This window comes from Dysgonomonas sp. UBA7630, from assembly GCF_002483985.1.
Classification (GTDB): domain Bacteria; phylum Bacteroidota; class Bacteroidia; order Bacteroidales; family Dysgonomonadaceae; genus Dysgonomonas.
On record NZ_DLIY01000002.1, the window covers coordinates 1 to 22541 of the forward strand.

A 22541-nucleotide genomic window follows, 5' to 3' on the forward strand; every position below is an offset into this window, starting at 1 on the left:
TTGTTAAACATATTTTTTTTCAAACCTTTTTTGAAAATTTTAGACGAGAAAGAAGAAGGGACGCGGAAAAGGAGCGATTGATTAATTTTAGAAAAGCACATCACTTGTCCATTAATTTGCAAAGAACTTCATATGCGATTGGACAAGTACTCGCATTTTTTACAGTTAATTTATAAATCTGCTCAAAATTTTTCCGATCCGTATGAGGATATTCCCGACAAGCTTTCGGTCGAGATTCGTATATCGAACAATAATTATCGTCCATAAGAAAAGGACAAGGCATAGACTTGAATACATAATCGCCATCTTCATCTATCCGCAAATAGGAAGAAACAACTTCCGACGGTTTTATGCGAAGTGCCTTTGCCATCCGCTCAATATCCTTATCGTAGATAGCCGGCCCTAATGTCCGGCAACAATTGGCACACGTCAGGCAGTCAATCTTTTCGGAAACCTCATCGTGTAATTGCTGCACAATGATATCCATTTTGCCAAGACGCTTTTTATTCTTTTTATAATATTGAAGAAACAGAGGTTTCGCTTTCTCAGCTAATACCTGCAAATTTTCATATTGTTTCATTGTCTCTGTCTTCGGGTCTTGTAATTTCTCCTATTAGAGGCACACGCATTCGTATCTTTATATCTTCTTTATCGTACTTATGCCCGATAAGAAACATCAGCTTAGCTAAAGCGGCTTCGAATGTAGCATCAAATCCACTGATAACACCTGCACGCAAAAGCTCACGCCCCGTCTCGTAACGCTGCATATTTACAAGTCCGATTTCACATTGGGATATATTGACTATAATAACTCCTCGCTTCACCGTTTCGCGGATAAGATCAAGAAACCAAGGTGAGAGAGGAGCATTTCCCGAACCGTAGGTTTCAAGAATCACAGCTCTTATATTCTTCAATGTCAAGATTGCCTCTACGGTTTGCTTGTCAATTCCCGGGAACAACTTTAATGAAGCGATCCTATTATCTAATCGATAATGGAAGATCGTTTTCTTCTCATAGTCGGGCGTATGAATAGCCTTTCTCTCATACCTTATCTGAATACCAGATTTTCCTAAATTAGGATAATTGTAAGACTTGAATGCATTAAAATTATCTGCATTCACTTTGGTACTCCTATTCCCACGAAGCAAATCGTTCTGGAAGAAAACACATACTTCGGGAACAATTGGATAGCCTAACTGATTCTTATCGGCGGCTATCTCCAAGGCGGTAATCAAATTTTCTTTTGCATCTGTCCTCAATTTACCGATAGGCAGCTGAGCTCCGGTAAGCACTACAGGCTTATGCAAGTTCTCGAGCATAAAGCTGAGAGCCGAGGCCGTATACGCCATTGTGTCGGTACCATGCAGCACAACAAATCCATCGTAATCGTCATAATTATCTTCGATGATGTGCACCATCTTTTTCCAATGTTCGGGCGTAATCTCCGAAGAATCTATAACAGGATCGAAAACAATATGATCTACATGAAACTTGAAACGCTGAAGTTCAGGTATATGATTGTTCAGATGAGCAAAGTCGAAAGGCTCTAAAGAACCTGTAGCAGCATTTTCGACCATCCCGATTGTACCTCCTGTATAAATTAATAATATGTGAGCATTAACATCAATCATAGTTTACCTGAAAAGAATTAATAACCTAATATACTTTTGTCAATTATTTAAATACTCGACCTACATTATCGGCCACTAAAATAGCAAAATGATTTTTATTTACATCCATTTCACCTGAAATATTTTCATACACCTTACAAATAGTCAAATCAGACTCATCTGTTTCACAAAAAATATCAGTCAATGGAATATTCTTAAGCGAATCTGCATTAAACTTTTCTCCTATCGAAAATTTGAAGCCAACTTTACTCAATTGCTCTGTCTGTAGGGGATTGCCTCTATAACCATGAATAATCCAAGGGATGTTACTCCCTTTGTATTCCTTATACAATCGGATTAGCTCGTCCCAAGCCTTTACGCAATGTATAATAAGAGGTTTATTTACATCCATAGCCAATTCTATCTGTTTGCGAAATACATCTATCTGCACAGACATTTCGGCACCCCTTAATTTATCAAGACCGGCTTCACCTATGGCTACGACATTGGGCTCAACAATAATTTCTTCTAAAATGCGGAGTTGCGAATCAGAATCTTCGGCATTCCACGGATGCACCCCACAAGAAAACCAACAATCAGGATGCTGATTTCTTTTCTCATAAAAATCTTCCGGATAGGTATTCATAATAGACTTCACCTCATACCCTTCGCATGAAGCGTTATCTACTTTATGTGTATGAATATTATATAAATACATAGTCCGAAATGAAAAAACGAGATTATCTTCTGTTCAGAAAAAATCTCGTTATTTTTTATATTGTTATAACATCTCTATCTTATAAGATTAATAAATTCTTCCCGAGTTTTAGCCTGATTAAATACTCCTGTAAAGTCGGAGGTGGTAGTCGTCGAATTCTGTTTCTCCACCCCTCGCATCTGCATACACATATGCTGAGCTTCTATCACGACCATTACCCCCAAAGGATTAAGAGTTTGCTGTATACATTCCTTTATCTGTAAGGTCATACGCTCTTGCACCTGTAAACGACGTGCAAACACATCGACCACACGGGCAATCTTACTCAATCCCGTTATATATCCGTTGGGAATATATGCTACATGAGCTTTACCCCAAAATGGGAGCATGTGATGCTCGCACAAGGAATAAAAATCTATATCTTTTACAATTACCATTTGACGGTAATCTTCTTTAAACAAAGCCTTATTTAAAATAGCTTCGGGGCTTTCACTGTAGCCCTTTGTCAAAAATCGCATAGCCTTGGCAACTCTGTGAGGTGTCATTAACAGGCCTTCGCGCTCCGGATCTTCGCCTAACAAAGAAATTACATTCTTATAGTGCTCCTCCAGAAGGTTCATTTTGTTTTCTTCTTGCATTATGAAGATTATATATTATCGTTTAACGACCTCCGACACGACGGTCATCTCTCGTCCGAATGAAGGGAATGTTTTGCGCATATCATGCATCATTTGCTCAGCTTCTTCTTTTGTACGGAAGTTTCCTACCCGTAGACGCCAAAATGGAGACTGAAATGAAACCGAAGTTCTCAGCTCGGGATAAGCATTCCTTATCTGTGCCTGCTTCGATTCAGCTTCCCTTTTGGATTGTTGCTGATTATTTCCCATAAAAACTTGAATCTTGTACTCTCTCACTCTGGTTCCGGGAGCTACATTCGCATTCGAAGATGTGGACGGCTCAGGTTCACCGAGAGAGTCTATGGGCTCGGTACTCCGAACCGCTATTTTACCCTGCAACACATCATCTTGCATAACTTTTACATCCCCTTGCCCCCATTTAGATGAGTTCAGTTCATCAATGATTGTTTTCTGACTGTTTTGTGCGATCGCAGAAGCCGAAAACAATCCTAATAAAAAGAAAATATAAAAACTTTTTTTCATATGTGTGTTATTTAAAAATGTTGCGGATATTCGGTCAGGGTTCATCCGCAACATTATATATAAACTTTAGTCGATCTCTTAGAATCCTTCAATTACAGGAATAAATTTCTCAACATCGAGAGAAGCTCCACCTATAAGTCCGCCGTCGATATCAGGACATGAGAAAAGTTCTTTTGCATTTCCTCCGTTTGCGCTACCACCATATAGGATTGAAGTGTTATCTGCAACTTCTTTACCATATTTTTCAGCAATTGTTTGACGAATGAAAGCGTGCATTTCCTGAGCTTGAGCAGATGTAGCAGTAAGACCTGTACCAATAGCCCAAACCGGTTCGTAAGCAATAACTATTTTAGAGAAGTCTTCGGCAGAAAGATTAAACAATGCATCTACTGTTTGTCTTTTTACAACATCGAAATGTACATTTGTTTCTCTTTCTTCTTTTGTTTCACCGATGCAGAAAATTGGGCTTAATCCGTTAGCTAAAGCCAATAGCACTTTTTCTTTCAAGATAGCATCTGTTTCTCCGTAGTATGTACGACGCTCAGAGTGTCCGAGGATTACATATTTTGCACCTGTAGAAGCTACCATTGCAGCTGATACTTCGCCTGTATATGCGCCTGAAACTTTATCAGCACAGTTTTGAGCAGCAACACCCAATTTAGTAGATGAAGCTACGCTTGCCAAATGAATGAATGGAGTACCTACAATTACTTCACATTTTAATGTTTTCCCGGCTAATGCAGCTTCTAATTCTTTAGCAAACGCAACACCTTCTTGTAGATTCTTGTTCATTTTCCAGTTTCCTGCAACAATATTCTTTCTCATGATTTTAATATTTGTTTTTATTGATTAATATATTATTCTTTAATTTCTTCTTCATTTTCTTCTTCTACGACGGCTTCTTTCTTCATCTTTCTGAAAAACAGGAAATCCAATCCTTTCAGAAATAACAATGGTAAAAAGAATGCAACGCACACAGCTATCAAGTTCTTTTTGTCTTCGGCCTTCGTATCTATCATCTGTCCATAAGGCAAATCAGTCAAAGGTTTTGTAAGATACTCTTCTGCAGGAACATCTATATCCGCCCATTTGTTGACTACAATACCTTCTTTTAACAGAATAAGCCCCGGATTGGAACGAATTACAGTTTTTAGCATGCGTCCGTCAGCTGTACAGAAATCAAAATTTATCGTATTCTCTTTCGACCATTTTATTATTTCATCTGTAGGCGATGCGGTCACACAAAAGAAATGATAATTATGATCTTTTGCATAGTTTTCTATATCCTCGAATCGGCTGAGATAAGAATCACTCATATTAATTAACGAAGGTGTTATCATCAAGAAAACGTAATTTGAATCCGACAACACTTCTTGCGTAATATCTAATTGCGTTTCAACCTCTGTCCTATCCGAATTAAAGACCAATTTATTTATAGAAAAATCATTAATAACAGGCTTTTCTCCTTCCTGTATAACATGATTATCCATTCGCACAAAAACCCATGTACTATCTTCCCAAGGATAATTTTCTTCAGTAAACTCCTTTTCTACTCCATCCTTCGCATAAACAAGCACTGTCTTCTCTTCTCTCCCTTTTCCACTCTCTACATTCATCAATTTAGGAAGATTAGCTCCTATTTTGTATGGTCGGAAGTCGAACAAGGGATCGTATAAATAATTGCGGAAAGTGAAAAGACCAATAAAAATAAAGATATACAAGAATGCCAGCCAGTATGTTTTACCTGTAAACCAATTACTGATACGCTCACAATATAAGAATACTATAACAGAGCATATAAGAAGTACTATATTTTTATAGAATGTCTGCCAATTGGTAATTATCAGTGCATCGCCAAAGCATCCGCAATCTTCTACCGGATCTGTTATAGCCAGATACAGAGTAAGCCCCGTCATAAAGACCATAACCAGCAACATCAGTCGGGAGTTCCACTTGCGGTACAAGCCGAACAGCATACATGCCCCCATTGCAAATTCTACAACACTTTGCAGAACAGAACCTGTCATAGACAAGAAAGAAAGCGAAGTAAGATTGAATGCAGCAAAGTAATCTTCGATTTTATAAGCCGTACCAAAAGGGTCGACAGCTTTTACAAAGCCGGAGAAAATAAAGGTCACACCCAGTATAATTCTGGATATTTCTACTAAAATCTTTATAATTACATCCTTCTTTTTGCCCATTTATTTAATTATCCCTCTTCAGGAAATTCTAACTTTATCAAGCCAAAGAGAGAATAGTTTACCATATCCATATAGTTGGCATCTACTCCTTCCGAAACAATGGTCTTGCCTTTGTTTTCTTCTATCTGCTTTGTGCGATATATCTTTGTCAGAATAAGATCGGTATATGAACTAATCCGCATAGAGCGCCATGCCTCGTCATAATCATGATTTTTGGCATACATCAATTCTTTGGTTTCGGTCATATGTTTATCATACAATGCCAGAGCCTGCTCTTCGGTAATATCTATACTATCCGAAAAACCCAATTCCAATTGCATCAAGCCAATGATACCATAATTCACGATTCCGATAAACTCGGGAGCAATACCTTCATCAATAAGGCTGACGCCCTTTTCTTCGATACTTCTTATACGTTTTGCTTTTATCAGTATCTGGTCAGTAACCGATTGGGGACGGAGTATACGCCATGAAGCACCATAATCTTTCAACTTTTTGGCAAAAAGAGTACGGCATATTGCTATTACATGTTCAAATTGCTGTTTGGTATCGGCCATGTGGATCTCTCTATTTTTAAGGAAGCAAAGGTATGAAAAATTGTTTAATGATAAGATTCATAAGTTGTCAATAATAAGTTGTCTTCACTTTTTATAAGTTTTAATGCTCTAAAGCTTCCATGATAACAAACTGTAAAAAACCTTTTTTAGTGAAAAGGTGACAAAAGTGACACCTTTTACGCACTTTTTCACTATCACGTTTCCCCCTTCATCTTAATAACCAAAGCTCTCCTTTATAAGATAATTTTAGTATAAAAAAGAAAAGGGGCTATCAGAATAATCTGATAACCCCCAATCTATTATGAACATTTTATCACTTTTTTGCCATTCTTTTACGATCATTCTCATCCAGANNTAGATTTTACGTAAACGTATCGCATGCGGCGTTACCTCTACGTACTCATCCCCTTTTATATATTCCAAGGCATCCTCGAGACTGAAAATAACAGGAGGAGCAAGCTTCACCTTATCATCTGTCCCCGAAGCACGCACATTGGTCAACTTCTTCGATTTTGTAAGATTTACAACCAGATCTCCTTCTTTGCTATGTTCTCCTACAATTTGCCCCATATAGATATCTGTCTGCGGCTCAAGGAAGAATTTACCTCTATCTTGCAATTTATCAATAGCATATGCATACGCATTACCGGATTCGCTAGCGATAATAGATCCATTCATGCGTTTTTCGATATCACCCTTCCATGGTTGGAATTCTAAGAATCGGTGTGCAACAACAGCTTCTCCCGCCGAGAGCGTAAGTGCAGCGTTGTTTAACCCGATAATACCACGTGAAGGAATATTGAATTCGAGATAGATACGATCTTTTTTGTTACCCATCATCGTCAATTCTCCACGACGACGTGTCACAAGGTCTATAATTTTACTTGAATATTCTTCCGGCAAATTGATAGTCAATTGCTCTACCGGTTCATATTTTTGTCCGTCAATGTCTTTTATGATAACCTTTGGCTGACCAACTTGCAGCTCATACCCTTCGCGACGCATAGTCTCGATAAGGATTGACAAGTGCAAAATACCACGTCCATAAACAATCCACGAATCGGAGTTGTCCGTTGTTTCAACACGTAGTGCCAAGTTGCGGTCGAGCTCCCTCATCAAGCGGTCGTGAATATGCCTTGATGTCACAAATTTACCATCTTTCCCAAAGAAAGGAGAATCATTGATGGTAAACAACATTGACATAGTAGGTTCATCGATATCGATTGTCGGTAACGCTTCCGGATTTTCCAGGTCGGCAATCGAGTCGCCAATTTCAAAACCTTCGATTCCTATCAGGGCACAAATATCCCCACACTGAACTTTCGGAACTTTTATACGTCCCAGTCCTTCAAATATATTTATTTCTTTTATTCTCGTTTTTACAAAACTTCCATCACGCTTGCACAAAGAAACATCCATATTCTCTCTGAGTTCTCCACGATGTACACGCCCGATAGCAATACGTCCTACATATTTAGAATAGTCTAATGATGTAATCAACATTTGCGGTGTTCCTTCCAAATATTCAGGAGCCGGAATATATTTTACAATAGCGTCCAGCAATGGAGTTATATCTTCTGTTGGTTTGCTCCAATCATCCGACATCCACGCTTGTTTCGCAGATCCATAGATGGTAGGGAAGTCCAGCTGTTCCTCGGATGCGTCGAGGCTGAACATCAAGTCGAAAACCATCTCGTGCACTTCATCAGGACGACAGTTGGGCTTATCCACTTTATTAATAACCACAATTGGCTTCAACCCCATCTGTATAGCTTTTTGCAATACAAAACGGGTTTGAGGCATCGGGCCTTCAAATGCATCGACCAACAGCAAACAACCATCAGCCATATTCAATACACGTTCAACCTCGCCACCAAAGTCGGCGTGTCCGGGTGTATCTATTATATTGATTTTAGTTCCTTTATAATTAATCGAAACATTTTTAGAAAGGATAGTAATTCCTCGCTCACGTTCCAAATCATTATTGTCTAGTATTAATTCGCCTGAAGATTGATTTTCTCTGAACAATTGTCCGGCAAGAAGCATCTTATCAACAAGAGTAGTCTTACCATGATCGACGTGTGCGATAATCGCAATATTTCTAATATTTTGCATATATATAAATTGAGGGTGCAAAGGTACAATATTTTTATAAAAAAATAATCCATTTAGAACATCTAAATGGATTACAATTTATTCTTTTTACAATACTTACCCCAAATAACCCCTGACAATGCCTCGTGGCGAACCTTTAACAAAATCAACAATCAGTCTCATCTCAGGTGTTTCTTCAAATTCACTCTCAATCTTATTGATTGCATCAGAAAAATTGAATCCCGACTGATAGATTACACGGTATATTTCTTGTATTTCATTTATCTTTTCATTGCTATAAGCATGTCTGCGTAATCCTACAAGATTTACTCCGGAAAAGCAAACCGGTTCGCGTCCTGCAATAATATACGGAGGAATATCTTTCCCTAAACGGGTTCCACCCTGTATCATGGCATGTGCCCCGATACGAGTAAATTGATGTACAAGTGTTCCGCCACTCAATATTGCATGATGCTCTACCTCTACTTCTCCTGCCAACTGAGTAGCATTACCTAGTATGATATTGTCATTCAGCACACAGTCATGTGCAACATGGCTATATGCCATCAGCAAGCAGTTATTACCTACTTTAGTATATCCTTTCGAAGCTGTACCTCTATTTATGGTAACACACTCTCTTATTGTAGTATTATCTCCTACTATTGCAAGGCTTTCCTCTCCTCTGAATTTCAAATCCTGAGGTATTCCGCCTACTACAGCTCCCGGAAATATGCGGCAGTTACTTCCTACTCGGGCTCCGTTTCTTATATTAGCACCCGACATAACGATAGTGCCATCGCCAACTTCTGTATTTTTGTCAATAAAGGCAAAAGGTTCAATTGTTACATTTTCACCCACTTTAGCTTCCGGGTGTACATAAGCCTGATTCGATATGTTTGACATAATACTTTAATTATTTATTTTTTACAATTTGCGCGGTAAACTCAGCTTCAGAAACCAACCTGTCACCAATAAAAGTAAACCCTTTCATGTTGGCAATTCCACGGCGAATCTCAGACATCATATTCAGTCTGAAAATCAGCGTATCTCCCGGCACTACTTTACTTCTGAATTTTACATTATCTATTTTCAGAAAGTAGGTAGAGTATCTTTCCGGCTCATCAATCTGAGAAAGAACCAACAATCCTCCTACCTGTGCCATTGCTTCTACCTGCAATACTCCGGGCATAACCGGTTCTTGAGGAAAGTGGCCTTGAAAGTAAGGTTCGTTTGTTGTAATATTTTTTATACCTACAATATGTTTTTGCCCTACCTCAATCACTTTATCCACCATCAAAAACGGATACCTGTGAGGCAATAGCTCTTTAATTCTGTTTATATCAAACACTGCAGGCTTATTAGGCTCATATACAGGTGGCTGGACTTCATTCAATTTAATCTGTTTGCGAACTAAACGCGCCAACTTATTATTGATCTTATGTCCCGGACGGGTAGCAATAATTCTGCCTCTGATAGGTTTTCCTATCAAGGCCATATCTCCTATTATATCCAATAGTTTGTGGCGAGCGGGCTCATTCGGATACATTATTTGCTTGTTATTCAAATAACCAAGCTCTGTAGCATCTTTATATGGTACACCAAGCAAATCAGCTAAACTATCAAGATCTTGCTGAGATATTTGGCGTTCATAAATAACGATTGCATTATCAAGGTCTCCACCTTTTATCAATCCGGCTTCAAGCAGCTTTTGTATTTCACGCACAAAAACAAAAGTTCTTGCGTTGGCTATTTCTTTAGGAAAATCAGCAAGATTTTCGAGAGTAGCCGATTGGTTCGGAATATATTTAGATTCGAATTCAATAAACGAGTTGATACAAAAACGATCGTCAGGCAATAGAGTCAGTTTAGAGCCGGTTTCCTCGTCCACCACTTCCATCTTGTTGCGAACAACAAAATAGTCTCTTTCCTCTGTTTGCTCTTCGGTTCCCACTCCGAATATTCCCTGTACATATTGTATCGAACTCCCATCCAATATCGGAAACTCAGGAGCATTCACTTCAATAAGACAGTTATCTATCTTAAGAGCATACAAAGCAGCCATAGCATGCTCTATAGTACTCACCTGCACATTATCCTTTATAAGAACAGTACCACGCTGCGTATTTCCTACATTTTCGGCAACTGCATCAATTATAGGTTGACCTTCCAGGTCTACTCTTTTTATTTTATATCCGTGATTGTCCGGGGCAGGATTAAATGTTATGTTTATAGGTAATCCTGTATGCAGCCCTTTTCCTTGCAATGTAAAACTGCCTTTCAGAGTGTGCTGTTTGCTCATTTTTTTAAAATATATTATTCATGTTTATTTGCTTTCAATGCATCAATCTCCTTTTGTAACTGGGCTAACTGCCTGTACATTTCAGGTAATTTAGGAAATATGATACTTGATCTGAAGAAATCTTTCACTGGTACTGCCGGGGACCCAAGTATTTTTGCTTCGGGTGCAATATTGCTTATTATACCAGACTGAGCACCTATATTCGCATTATCACCAATGGTAATATGTCCGCCCAATCCTACCTGTCCACCAAACATACAGTGTTTGCCGACTTTAGTAGAGCCGGATATGCCGACCTGAGCCGCCATTACTGTATTATCTCCGACTTCAACATTATGTGCAATCTGAATCAAGTTGTCTAACTTAACCCCTTTATGTATAACAGTCGCATCCATCACGGCGCGATCGATAGTTGTATTTGCTCCTATTTCCACATCATCCTCAATGCGTACAATACCCATCTGAGGAATCTTTTTATATATCTCACCTTCGGGTGCAAAACCAAAGCCATCGCTTCCGATAACCGCACCACTGTGTATGATACAATTATTACCGATAATACATCCTTGATATATTTTCACTCCGGGATAGATGATTGTATTATCCCCGATTGTAACATTGTCTCCAATATAAGATTGTGGATATATCTTCGAATTATTGCCCACTACTGCACCTTCTGCAATATATGAGAATGCTCCCACATATACATTTTCGCCGAGCTTAGCAGTATCTGCAACAAAAGACATTGCTTCTATTCCTTTCTTCTGAGGTTTCATTTTCTCTACCATATCCAATAATATGGCAAGAGCTGCATAGGCATTAAAACAACGCACCAGCGTTGCCTTTATCGGACGTTCTGCTACAAAATCATTATTCACCAATACGATACTGGCGTCTGTTGTATATATGTAATGGGTATATTTGGGATTTGCTAAAAATGTCAATGTCCCGGGTTTACCGTCTTCTATACGTGAAAAATTATTCACTTCAACTGAAGAATCCCCTTCAATAGTTCCATTTAAGACTGTAGCAATCTGCTTTGCAGTGAAGGATATTTGCATAAAAATAGACTAAAAAATATTTGGCACCCCTTATTAAGGGTGCGAAATAACTAATAATTTTCCAAATATATTACTTTTATGCTAAAAAAACGGCTGATCAAAGCGAAATATTATTAATTATTCTATCTTTCCGTAAAAAGAGATTGGTTGTCTATTATTTTCATTCACTACTAAGGTAGCATATCCGGAGTCTCCGATAGAGAGGCTGAGAGCGTATTTGCGTGGAGTATCTTTTGTAGTTATAGAAACATCCCACATCCCTTTTTTATTCTTTGTAACAGAATAGTCAAAATCTTTACTTGCAAATTTTATTCCTCCATCCGTTGGTGAAATTGGCGCAGTGTATGCTCTGCCAAAATATGGCAGATAAGAATCTATAGTATCCTTAGATACTTTAAGAGAGTACGAGTAATTCAAACTTATTGATTTCCCACTCATCGGCAAAGCCGTTTGAGGGACAAAAGTATAGTTTGTAGATTCTATTTTTTCTGTCAGCTTAGTAATGGCTTGCTGCTTTGTCAGGCTGTCTCCCGCTTTACAACTAAATCCTAGAATAACGATAGCGGTCAGTACAAGTATTGTTCTCATGTTAAAGCCCTCCATTTTATTTTATAATAAATAACGCTTGGATATAAAATATTGTTTAAACATTTCAGTATAAACAAACTAAAAAACAAGAACTCTTATCTATTACCCAAATCAAGATACATCATCTGAAAAAATGATTTGGCTTTTTTCTCCAAATCAGTCACATCGCCTTTATGATGAATAATGCTTTGCTTATCATTATCGTAAGTTACCATTCCCGTAGAGTCTGTCATGCTAAAGCCATTGACATAAGAATAGAATGCAAATTTATTACCTTCGGGACTTAGGATATTTTTACTGAACTTAAAGTCATCATGTTTTAAGTTTAACTGAGACAGCAAAGTTGTAGCTATATCATTTTGCGAAGCATAAGATGAAACTGTTACCGGCTGTTTTATAGCGCCTCCTATCCATATAAGAGGAATACGAAAACGCTCCGGATCGCTATTGCTCAAGCCTTTGGGATACGACTGCATTGCATGATCGGCAACGAAGAGAATCAAGGTGTTATCCCACTGTTTTGTTTTCTTCAATTGTTCTACGAAATTGCCCAGACACTCATCAGTATAATGTACTGCATCAAGAAACGGTTCTTTGAATCCAGCTCGGGGCACATCGAATGGCTCATGGCTACTAAGGGTAAGCACAACTTTGACGTAAGGTTCACTTTGCTCTTTTGAGAGTAGATCTTCGTGCAGCCTGTTTATCAAAAACTTATCAGGAACTCCCCATTTGGTAAGGCGCTCGCTCAAAGGAAATTTTTTATCAGAGACAATGTCTTTTATTCCGCATTCNNATTAGCGAAATCAGCATCACCACCATAATAAAAAGAGAGATTATTATAGCCTGCATCTTTCAATGCTTTGGGGATAGTAGCTAACGTTCCTGTCTTTTGCGGATATTTCATTATAGCCACAGTAGGGTGTGCAGGATAACCGCTCAGAATAGAAACAAGTCCCCGATCGGTGCGAAAGCTGTTTGCATAGAAGTTTTTGAAGAACACGCCTTCCTTCGCATAGCGACTCATATTAGGAGCCACAACAGAATCTAAAGCCACATTTGCAGAAAAACTCTCGAGAATAAACAATATGATATTAGGTCTATCTGTTTTCAATAGTCTAGGAACACTATCACTTTTAGGCTGAAAATTTAGTTGAGCAAACACCTTTTCAGCCTCTTTTTTATCATAAAATTGATATTGCGAAGCAAAATTATCAGATTTAAAGAATGACGCCATCAGGTTGAATTCGGGGTTGATAGCCGCATGATTAAAGAACATATTGTCGCTATAATATACCTGACCAATATTCATAGTAGATACAGTAACCCCACCCCTGATAGGAAGAAAGAGTGCCGCCAGCAGAACGACGAGCATAATACAAGATTTAGCGATACTCTTTGGAACCGTAAAATTAAGGACTTGCTTTCTTATAATATACATATATCCTAGGTAAGATACTACAAAATATATAGCCATACCCAGTATGCCAAATACGAAGTCGAGAACAGAGGCACTTGCAAAAGTTTCTTTTGGCTTTTTCAGATAAAGAAAAACCGTAGAGTCGAAGTGAAATCCCCAATATGGATATACAACAAGGTCGACAACCGTTATTATTACTATCAACAACAATATAATCCCAAAGTAAATATTGTATACTCGTGCTATGATTTGAGGTTTGATCCAAATAGACGCAATAAGGATAAGTGCAGGAAGTACTGTGAGGTATCCGCTCATCGACAAATCGAGAGGCAAACCATTATACAGTATATCAAGCATATCTTTTGCCGAAACACCCCCTCCCAAAGAGGCATGTATAAAAGTAAACAGAATTTTGCCGATAAGGAACAGAAGAACGAAATAGAAAAATACAGTCAAATATAGGATTATTCTTTGCTTCATTTGGATCTAAAAGATTAGATGAGGCACAAAGATAATTTATCTAAAAAAAAAGTCATAGTAATTTATGGAAATTCAACATCTGTTATCTCTATTAAGTAAAAATAGATGTTTAACCTCTTAAAGAATAAATATTATGGCTAACATAGATACTACAGGTAAGAGCGAAACTAAAAAAGGCAGACCTGAACGCAAGATATTAAGAGTAGACTTTACTCCGATGGTAGACATGAATCTTTTACTGATTACATTCTTCATGTTTTGCACAACATTAAGCATTCCTCAAATAATGGATGTAGCTATGCCAACAGATAAGGGAGAACAACCTGTGCCCGACTCAAAATCTGTAACAGTGATTTTGGGAGAGAATGATAAGGTTTACTATTATGAAGGCTTAGCAAATTATGAAGATTATACATCATTGAAAGAAACAAACACTCTTGGTTTACGCAATATGTTGCTAACCCGAAACAACGCAAACATGTCTAAGATAAAAGAGTTGAGACAAAAACGTTATAAAAAACAAATCACTGAAAAGGAATTTAAAGAAATGTCTAGCAATGTAAAAAAATCAAAGGATGGGCTTATTGTTTTGATAAAGCCAACAGAAAAATCCAATTATAAAAATCTGGTAGACGCTCTCGATGAAATGCAAATATGCGGAGTTGGGAAATACACAATTGTAGATCTTGAAGATGGCGATAAAGTACTGATGGAAAACCTGAAAACAAAGGGTAAATTAACCGCCATGGCCGACAGACCTGAATAATTCTTCCTTACACATATATATATAATATCAGTATGGGGTTGCAGTAAATAGCTGCAACCTCTTTTTTCAGAAAAAGCAGATGTTAGAAAAGGAAAAAAGTACCTGCTAATATTTTTTCAAACATATTGCTTGTGTTAATATCTTTTGTACCTTTATCTCAAAGAGAGCAGCCATTCTCTAATAACCTTTTGATACCAATAATGAATACAAAAAATAGACTTAGATGAAATATTTGTTTTTTACATTATCTACAATTTTAATCTTCACATCATGTAGTTCTACATTTTTCTACTCTACCCTAAACACACCTAACGAGTACGTAGAAAAAGTAGATAATGGAGATTTTCTTTTAGAAACGGATAGTCTGTGGATTGCTTATTGTTTTAAGGGACAGGATGGTCCGGTACAAATCACGGTATTCAATAAATCTGACAAGCCACTATATGTAGACTGGGGCAAATCTGCACTTATCATAGATAATGTAGCGACAACGTATTCGGGAGAAGAAATTAATTACTCTGGAGATTGGGATAGTGTTGCTAACAATAGCTCATCTTCATGGGGCAGCTTTAGTGGGGCAGCATCGCTCCCAAAGAGTGTAAGTTTTATTCCTCCACAAACTATGGTAAGTGAAATACCTTTAATCTTAAGCCCCAAATTTGATCATATAAATAAGAAAAGTTATAAGAATGCAACAATGGGAGGGCAAGGAGACGTCGCTTTAAAAATCAGAAGACGAGACTTTGATCAAACCGATACTCCATTGGCTTTTAAAAGTTATTTGACCATTTATTCTCAACCCGATAAACCGATGGTTTTTGAGCAAGACTTCTATTTATCGAGCCTGATAAGAACAGAAGCAAAACCTTCTGAGATGTTTAATCAATTACTAGATCGTGGGGATCTATTCTATGTAGAAAAACCCGCCAATAATGATGCCTTATATACAACATTAGGCATTATAGGTGGAGCCGGACTAATAGTGGTTGGTGTCATATATGGCGAACCAGAGAAAACCACCTACTATGATGACTATTAATCTATCTCAGTTTTAGCTTATAAAGATAAGAATCAAGAGCGTTTATGCTATCTGAAAAAATATAGCGTTTTGATAGCTGATGTTGATATTTCCTAAAGTCTGCACTAATTTCTTTAGGCTCATGGTGCACCAATATAAAATCACAAAGAGGTATAGAATCTATTTTTTGAAATACAAAAGGGCTGAAATCATTATCAACAGCTCTATTCAAGATATAAAAATGATTGTTGGGAACAATAATCTGCAAGCTTGGCATTACCGAGTAAGAAGAATCAGCGGCGAGAAGAATCGACTTTTCTCGATTGCTGGCAGTAAACTCACGTATTTTATGATATAAAGATTCTGTTTCGTTGTAATATTTCACCCCTGAATATACCCGAATGCCTCCTACAAAAATCAATAATACAAAAAATACATTCGTCAACCGTCTGTAAATCGGATACTCGTATGCCTTGTCAAAAACAAATGCCATACTTAAAACGAAAAGGCCGAAAGAACATGTCATATAACGGCTCGCCAATATTGGCACATATAATATTGAAATCAGAGCCGCTATTAAAATAGGAAGAAGGAATACCAAAAAAGAAATGATCGCCAGATAAGTCTTTTCATCTCTGTTTTTAATCCCCGAGCATAACACCTTAAGTGTTATTAGCAGTTGGATACCCATCACAATAATGAGTCCTATCATCATCTGTATTTTAGAAAAATCGGTAAATGGCCTCCAAACCTCTTTAGGAGAATAAAAATAATAGATGTTTAAGAACAGATCGTTTAATGTCAGCGGTTTTATCCAATACTCGTTAGCTACATCCGAAAACTGCCATATCAGTTGTAAAAGCCAAGGAGCATACAAAGCAGAGAATATTATTCCACAGTAAATCAAACGCCTCCACTCCTTCTTTTTCTGTACTAAAAATACAAGTAGGAAAATATAAATGCCCACAACACTCAGCAGTCCATAGTTATGCAAATAGGCAGCACAAAGTCCGGTTATTAGAAACACCCCCCAATTGCGGAAACACCCCTCCAAGTATACTTTATAGCCACAAATAGCACAAGCCAATACAAAAAACATAGACCATGAGTACATCCGTATATCTGTTACCAAATATTGCGTAACGGGAAACATGATGAGAAGGGAGATAAATACAAGTGTCACTCTCTCTCCAAAGTGCTTTCTTATAAGAAAGTACCCTAGCAAGAATGTAGCAAATATGCCCAACGCGGAAAAGAGCCTTAATGAAAAGATTGTGTCTCCGAAGATCGCATTGAATGCTTTGAGTCCCCAATAGTAGAGGGGTGGATGAACATCTTTTGCGGTAATCTTTACGATATCGGAGTATGACGATTTCACCATAAATATGGAGTATGCATTATCATAAGGTATAGTCAAGTCGGCGAAGTCGAGGTAAGTAAACAGGCTAATACCTATCGCAAAAAGCAAGATATAAACAGAAGAAACTTTCCGGTTTTTATTTCTAAATTTCATTACCGTACTACCATTGCAGCGACTCCATCATGCGAACAATATCGTCACGCAAAAAAGCAACGACAGGGGCGATTGAGTCTGATTTTACAGCATCGTCAAAATATAGCGCACCTCTCATAAATTTTGAAGAGTTATTGGTCACATAAAATTGGACAGGAGATGCAACAGAGCCTTTTATATCATATATCAAGCCTGATAAATGTTTTAGCGAATCAGAAAATAGAGTTTGTGATATGCTCTCCGCTTTTACCGCATGGCTATATGCCAATTGATGACTATCGTCAAGCATCTTAGGTAATTCTTTATTATTAGTAGGAATATAGGTACAATAAATTTTTGCTTTGTATGTCGGATAATAAATATTGAACCAAACCTCATTTTTAACTTCGGGATTCAAGTATTCTATTTTTGCGAGTGAGGAGTATAGAAAAGAGAAGTCGGAAGCTTGTAACCTAACAGTGTCAGCCGCCACCTTTTCTATACGAGCATATCCAATAGGCTTAGGAGTATATTCGCTACAGGAACTTAAAGTAAATGTAAAAACAAAAAAAAGAATACTTAATATTTTCATCGTAACAATACAAAGAACAGATTAATCAAACAGTGGCTACTATTTTACTTAATCTGTTCAGTTTTATATTTTATTCTATACACTTCCTCTAAGGAAGCATTACACATATCTTTCAGTATCTACTAAATCAAAATGGCAGGTCATCCTCCTCTGCCATCATTGGAGGGGTTTGATACCCTGTATTCTCTGTCGGTGTGTTATCCGAACCATACCCCGTAGATGAACCATAGCCGGCAGGAGAGTCTCCTCCTTCACGTTTACGACTTCCCAATAGTTCAAGATTGTCTGCATATATCTCATTAACGTAACGCTTCACTCCATTGGCATCATCGTAAGTACGCGAACGAATTTTCCCTTCAACATATACCTGAGTCCCTTTTCTCACAAATTGCTCTGCGACTTTAGCCAAGCCACGCCAGCAGACAATATTATGCCACTCTGTACGGTCAGGTATCTGAGTTCCGTTTGCAGCAGTGTAGCCTCTTTCGGTAGTAGCCAACGTAAAGTTAGCAACAACGCTTCCGTTATCAAAATATTTTACATCGGGGTCTTTCCCTACATTTCCTACCAGTATTACTTTATTTATCGACATATCTTGAAATATTTTTTAACTATAGATACACAAATATAGAAAAAAAATCGCTTGTTGTTATTTCATTGTTCTTCTTTCGGTTTACCAACCGATACTATTTTTTGAAGAAATAAAGAATTAGGTATTATAATCTGTTCTCCATCCATTGTTCTGAGGTATGTATGAAAAGTAAGTACATTTTCTATTATAGCCTCTATCGGGGTATCCTTATCAAGAATATGTATTTTGTCACCTATTCTGAACGGCATCGAAAAGAAAATTATAATGCCAGCCGTAATATTGCTAAGGATAGACCATTGCGCAAACAAAGCAACCCCAATAACAGCAAATATAGAAGAAACTGCAACCAACATATTCTGAGGTTGTACTCCCCATATAATTGCAAGCGCAACAACACAAACAAAATTAATCAGTATATTGATTACCTGTATTATTTGAAATATTCGGGCTTCAGCCTTTAAGGTTAGTTGTCCATATTTTATTATTATCTTTCTTGATACATATTTAGATAGTGGCGTTAGTAATATAATAAAAACTGACGCTATAATCTGAGGTAAATACTCTTCTACAACTTCAATCATTCCTTATCGTCTTTTTTAATATTAATATAAAACTTATTTATAACAAAAAAGCACAACTTTTTGATTGTTGTGCCTTCTCATATATTTCATCATATACTATTTATCAGGATGCTGACTCAAAGTATAGGAGATATTTGGCAGATGAGTCGGTGTTCCAATTTCCATCTAATGTTTCTTTTACAACATCCTGCCCATTTTCTGTAACGGTCTTGTTATAACGGAATTTTATAGGGATAGCAACGCTTTTTTCATTATTGAAGCTGAATTTTCCACTCTGATATTGGAAATACGATCTTAATTGCGTCATTTTCGCTACATATAATACAGCTCTACTACCTAGAGCTCCATTACCTTCAAGTCTTTTTCCAAATCTAACATCGATAATTATCTTATTATTTCCTATTTCTTGAACTACACCATTGACTTCTTCTTTTTGATTAGAAGGGTCATAATAAAAATACATATCTGCAACAGTTCCTTCCTTCAATTGTGCCTGAGCTCCAAAAACCCATCCGTCTCCAAAAAAATCTTTTATCGGATAAGGAAATGGAGATGCGAATGTCGTTGGGTTAAAGTCATCTACTCTATCCGGAGCTTTAACGGCTACACTGGTTTGTTCTATTCTAACCAAAGGTTGGCCATAATCGGTTCCTTGATAAACTCCATTACCCAATGATTGAGAAGTATTTATAGAATAACCCATCGTATAGTACTGTCCTTCGATAGTATTCGAGGCATTTACCTGATCCGTAACGATCCATGTTCTGTAACTTGCTACAGCGGCTACTTTCATGCTGTTCTNNTTGGTGGTTACAAAAACATAGTCATTGTTAATATTTATCTTATTATCGCTGTCTCCAAGGCAAGAAGAAAATAAAAGCCCTACAGCAAATACCCCACAGATCAATTTTAGTATTGATGTTTTCATGTTTTAAATTAATTATTCGTAAATATTAAAAATCGAACTTAACACCCAGATTAAAATCCAATTGAATTTTTCGATCTGAGTATATTGTGGAGTACTTATTTCCGGCATCAAAATAATAAGCACCTCCAATCGTTCCGTAAAGATACAATTTTTTATAAATAGGATATGCACCTCCTATCCCTACATTTGCAGAAAATTGAGGATTAGCCTGTTTTATTGATTCTTTTATATAGTATGGCTCTGAATAATACAGATCTCGAGGGAGCCCCATAACAATAAGGGTAGATTCTGTATACGCTATCTTACTTTCATACTGCCCCTTAATATCTTTTTGCACCATCCCTCCGGCAGATAAATAAAATTTAGCCTTACCCAATTCATAGAATTTATAATTCAACGTTAATGGTACCCCCAAATAATGGAAGTATTGATTCTCTCGAATATTAAAGGCACTATTTGACGTTATCTTAGAAGAAAGATAAGTGTAGACAATACCTGTTTCTAAAGATAAATTAGGAGTAATGCTTTTAGAAACCTTCAATCCGAATGAAATCGGCAAACTATGTTGCAACTTAAATTCTTTATTTTCTTTAGCAAGGGCATCATTGAAAGATCTGCCTCTGGTAGGATAAGAGAATAATAAACGTCCACCACTTTGACTGATATCTTGCCCAAATAAAGCTGAATTAGTAGACAACCCTACAGAAAGACCTGGACCCGATTTCTTTTTCGGCAAGAGTTGCACCACCTTATGATCGTCACTACTGCGCAAAGATTTCTCTTTTACTTCTTCTTTCTTTTCCGGTTTAATCGATTCTTTATCCGGATCTTGTGAAGGAGTTGAAACCTGCACATCAACAACTGCGTTCTTCTCCTGCAGCTCGGCTCTTGCTATAATAGGTCTTATCGCAGGTCGTGGAGAAATCACGAATGTTGTATCATCAAGCTTGATTGTATCCTGAATAGCTTCTTCTATTGTAGCTACTTTTGGCTCTTCGGGTACAACCAAATTACTACCTTTCGGAATAAGTAATACACCGGTAACAACTGCCGCAGCAACACCTACTGTTATCAATGCAGTCTTTATTAGAGATACCTTAGAGGCTGTTGCAACAGAAGAACCCGAAGAAGAAGAGGTGGAGCTAGACGCAGAAGATGGGTCAGCAGGTGCTGCCTGCTGAGACAAAAGCTGATCTAACCCACCCCATAGGGATGCAGGCACTTCCGGCTCAAAGTCTTTCAACTTTGAGGAGAATAGATCCTTTATTTTGTCTTTATCTTCTATCATCTTTACACTCTCTCGTTTACATATTTTTTTACCCTATCCTGCAATATTTGCCTGGCCCTCACATACTGTGAGCGAGAAGTTCCTTCACTTATACCAAGCATATCAGCAATTTCTTTATGGGAATAATCTTCTATAGCATACAAATTAAAAACAGTAGAGTAACCTTTCGGCAATTCTTGTACCATTTTCAATAGTTCCGTTTCCGATATCCTGTACATCTGATCGTCTTCTGTTGATTCATCAACGACCTCCGGGAGATTTTGGATATCCTCAGAAGAATGAAATATCGACTTTTTCTTTCTTAAGTTTTCTAAAGCAAGGTTTATAAATACGCGTTTCATCCATCCTTCAAAAGAACCTCTTTCCTGATATGAACCGATATTTGAAAAAACTTTCATGAAGCCATCCTGTAAAAGATCCTGCGCAGCATCCTGATCCGAACTATAACGGAGACATATGCTATACATCTTACGAGCATAAGTTTCGTAGAGCATTTTTTGTGCGTCCCGCTTTTGTTCTTTACAGCCTGCTATCATTTGCAGTTCATTCATATTGGCTAAGCCTCACTTTAAAGATGCATTTTTTGTGGAAGTGTTGCATCTCTCAGTGATAAAAAAATTATATCACCTCTTTTTAAAACTTTATAATATAAAGATTATTGAGTATAAATCATTCAGGTTTTTGAGTGAATAGAACCATCTTCACCTGAAGTTTATTTCCTATATCTATAACATCTACAACATCCTGTAAGCTCAACGACTTATCGGCTTGTAGCAAAACGTTCATTTCTACATTTGGGTTATCAGCCTTCTCCTTTGCCAGGACAGCACCCAATGCAGACTCTAATTCACTTTTTTGTAGTTCTTTGTCATCAATGTAATATCGTAAATCTTTTGTTATGATTACGTTTATATTTTTCTTTGTCACTACCTTTTCCGAGGTTGCAGCATTGGGAAGTAGCACTCTGATAGCAGCCGGTGTCACCATCGTGGATATAATAAGAAAGAATAATAATAAAAAGAACATTATATCATTCAATGATGCAGTATATACCTCGGCTGTTCTTGTTTTTCTTCGTTCTATCTTCATTTCTGTT

23 protein-coding genes and 1 pseudogene are annotated in these 22541 nt (G+C 37.4%); 2 read left to right on the forward strand and 22 right to left on the reverse strand.

All coding sequences use genetic code 11. The annotated features are described in order from the left end of the window. Positions 1-100: 100 nt before the first annotated feature. The 15 genes and pseudogenes from B3P17_RS00470 to B3P17_RS00540 all read right to left on the reverse strand — a co-directional run bounded on the left by B3P17_RS00470 (position 101) and on the right by B3P17_RS00540 (position 14188). Positions 101-580 (reverse strand): YkgJ family cysteine cluster protein, encoded by a 480-nt coding sequence (locus B3P17_RS00470; RefSeq protein ID WP_252637299.1) that lies wholly within the window; start codon positions 578-580, stop codon positions 101-103. Then, a complete protein-coding gene (locus tag B3P17_RS00475) occupies positions 567-1631 on the reverse strand; it encodes an asparaginase (protein ID WP_252637297.1) in 1065 nt (354 codons plus the stop codon). Before B3P17_RS00475 ends, B3P17_RS00470 begins: the two co-directional genes overlap by 14 nt. A gap of 43 nt (positions 1632-1674) precedes the next feature. Then, on the reverse strand, positions 1675-2328 hold the full coding sequence (locus tag B3P17_RS00480; protein WP_252637295.1) for a TatD family hydrolase: 654 nt from the start codon (positions 2326-2328) through the stop codon (positions 1675-1677). Between the two features lie 74 nt (positions 2329-2402). Further along, entirely contained in the window at positions 2403-2966 is a 564-nt protein-coding gene (folE, locus tag B3P17_RS00485; RefSeq protein WP_006841378.1) for a GTP cyclohydrolase I FolE, read from the reverse strand. Positions 2967-2981: 15 nt separating this feature from the next. After that, positions 2982-3488 carry an SPOR domain-containing protein gene (locus tag B3P17_RS00490; protein WP_135106883.1) on the reverse strand — a complete coding sequence of 169 codons (507 nt, stop codon included), beginning with the start codon at positions 3486-3488 and terminating at the stop codon, positions 2982-2984. Positions 3489-3566: 78 nt separating this feature from the next. After that, positions 3567-4313 (reverse strand): triose-phosphate isomerase, encoded by a 747-nt coding sequence (tpiA, locus tag B3P17_RS00495; RefSeq protein WP_252637294.1) that lies wholly within the window; start codon positions 4311-4313, stop codon positions 3567-3569. A gap of 32 nt (positions 4314-4345) precedes the next feature. Then, positions 4346-5689 (reverse strand): BT_3928 family protein, encoded by a 1344-nt coding sequence (locus B3P17_RS00500; RefSeq protein ID WP_252637292.1) that lies wholly within the window; start codon positions 5687-5689, stop codon positions 4346-4348. A gap of 8 nt (positions 5690-5697) precedes the next feature. Continuing rightward, complete coding sequence (locus B3P17_RS00505; RefSeq protein WP_252637290.1) at positions 5698-6246, reverse strand: DUF1599 domain-containing protein; 549 nt, start codon at positions 6244-6246, stop codon at positions 5698-5700. Between the two features lie 313 nt (positions 6247-6559). After that, a pseudogene (gene typA / locus B3P17_RS00510) lies at positions 6560-8361 on the reverse strand (translational GTPase TypA). Positions 8362-8457: 96 nt separating this feature from the next. Next, positions 8458-9243: an acyl-ACP--UDP-N-acetylglucosamine O-acyltransferase gene (gene lpxA, locus B3P17_RS00515; protein ID WP_252637286.1), complete on the reverse strand. Its 786-nt coding sequence runs from the start codon at positions 9241-9243 to the stop codon at positions 8458-8460. A 10-nt stretch (positions 9244-9253) separates the two neighbouring features. Next, entirely contained in the window at positions 9254-10639 is a 1386-nt protein-coding gene (locus B3P17_RS00520) for a bifunctional UDP-3-O-[3-hydroxymyristoyl] N-acetylglucosamine deacetylase/3-hydroxyacyl-ACP dehydratase (protein WP_252637285.1), read from the reverse strand. A gap of 14 nt (positions 10640-10653) precedes the next feature. Next, positions 10654-11694 (reverse strand): UDP-3-O-(3-hydroxymyristoyl)glucosamine N-acyltransferase, encoded by a 1041-nt coding sequence (lpxD, locus tag B3P17_RS00525; protein ID WP_252637301.1) that lies wholly within the window; start codon positions 11692-11694, stop codon positions 10654-10656. A gap of 123 nt (positions 11695-11817) precedes the next feature. Further along, positions 11818-12288, reverse strand: coding sequence for a DUF4251 domain-containing protein (locus B3P17_RS00530; protein WP_252637283.1), 471 nt, complete (start codon positions 12286-12288; stop codon positions 11818-11820). A gap of 95 nt (positions 12289-12383) precedes the next feature. After that, positions 12384-13040 (reverse strand): LTA synthase family protein, encoded by a 657-nt coding sequence (locus B3P17_RS00535; RefSeq protein WP_291102521.1) that lies wholly within the window; start codon positions 13038-13040, stop codon positions 12384-12386. A 29-nt stretch (positions 13041-13069) separates the two neighbouring features. After that, the gene (locus tag B3P17_RS00540) at positions 13070-14188 is read right to left on the reverse strand and encodes an LTA synthase family protein (protein ID WP_291102524.1); all 1119 of its coding nucleotides are present in this window, start codon (positions 14186-14188) and stop codon (positions 13070-13072) included. Between the two features lie 133 nt (positions 14189-14321). Between B3P17_RS00540 and B3P17_RS00545 the strand changes: the two genes are divergently transcribed. Beyond that, positions 14322-14954, forward strand: coding sequence for an ExbD/TolR family protein (locus tag B3P17_RS00545; RefSeq protein WP_252637279.1), 633 nt, complete (start codon positions 14322-14324; stop codon positions 14952-14954). A 223-nt stretch (positions 14955-15177) separates the two neighbouring features. Further along, positions 15178-15993 carry a hypothetical protein gene (locus tag B3P17_RS00550; RefSeq protein ID WP_252637277.1) on the forward strand — a complete coding sequence of 272 codons (816 nt, stop codon included), beginning with the start codon at positions 15178-15180 and terminating at the stop codon, positions 15991-15993. A 1-nt stretch (position 15994) separates the two neighbouring features. Here the strand turns inward: B3P17_RS00550 and B3P17_RS00555 are convergent, their stop codons facing one another. The 7 genes from B3P17_RS00555 to B3P17_RS00590 form a co-directional block, all read right to left on the reverse strand. Then, positions 15995-17485 carry a glycosyltransferase family 39 protein gene (locus B3P17_RS00555; RefSeq protein ID WP_291102531.1) on the reverse strand — a complete coding sequence of 497 codons (1491 nt, stop codon included), beginning with the start codon at positions 17483-17485 and terminating at the stop codon, positions 15995-15997. Positions 17486-17492: 7 nt separating this feature from the next. Beyond that, complete coding sequence (locus B3P17_RS00560; RefSeq protein ID WP_252637274.1) at positions 17493-18056, reverse strand: hypothetical protein; 564 nt, start codon at positions 18054-18056, stop codon at positions 17493-17495. Between the two features lie 127 nt (positions 18057-18183). After that, the gene (locus tag B3P17_RS00565) at positions 18184-18648 is read right to left on the reverse strand and encodes a single-stranded DNA-binding protein (RefSeq protein WP_252637272.1); all 465 of its coding nucleotides are present in this window, start codon (positions 18646-18648) and stop codon (positions 18184-18186) included. A gap of 62 nt (positions 18649-18710) precedes the next feature. After that, the gene (locus B3P17_RS00570; protein WP_252637271.1) at positions 18711-19229 is read right to left on the reverse strand and encodes a mechanosensitive ion channel domain-containing protein; all 519 of its coding nucleotides are present in this window, start codon (positions 19227-19229) and stop codon (positions 18711-18713) included. A 953-nt stretch (positions 19230-20182) separates the two neighbouring features. After that, the gene (locus B3P17_RS00580; protein ID WP_252637269.1) at positions 20183-21445 is read right to left on the reverse strand and encodes a hypothetical protein; all 1263 of its coding nucleotides are present in this window, start codon (positions 21443-21445) and stop codon (positions 20183-20185) included. A 2-nt stretch (positions 21446-21447) separates the two neighbouring features. Beyond that, positions 21448-21996 (reverse strand): RNA polymerase sigma factor, encoded by a 549-nt coding sequence (locus B3P17_RS00585; protein ID WP_006841397.1) that lies wholly within the window; start codon positions 21994-21996, stop codon positions 21448-21450. Between the two features lie 118 nt (positions 21997-22114). After that, positions 22115-22534, reverse strand: a complete 420-nt coding sequence (locus B3P17_RS00590; protein ID WP_135106850.1) for an ExbD/TolR family protein — start codon at positions 22532-22534, stop codon at positions 22115-22117. Positions 22535-22541 lie beyond the last annotated feature (7 nt).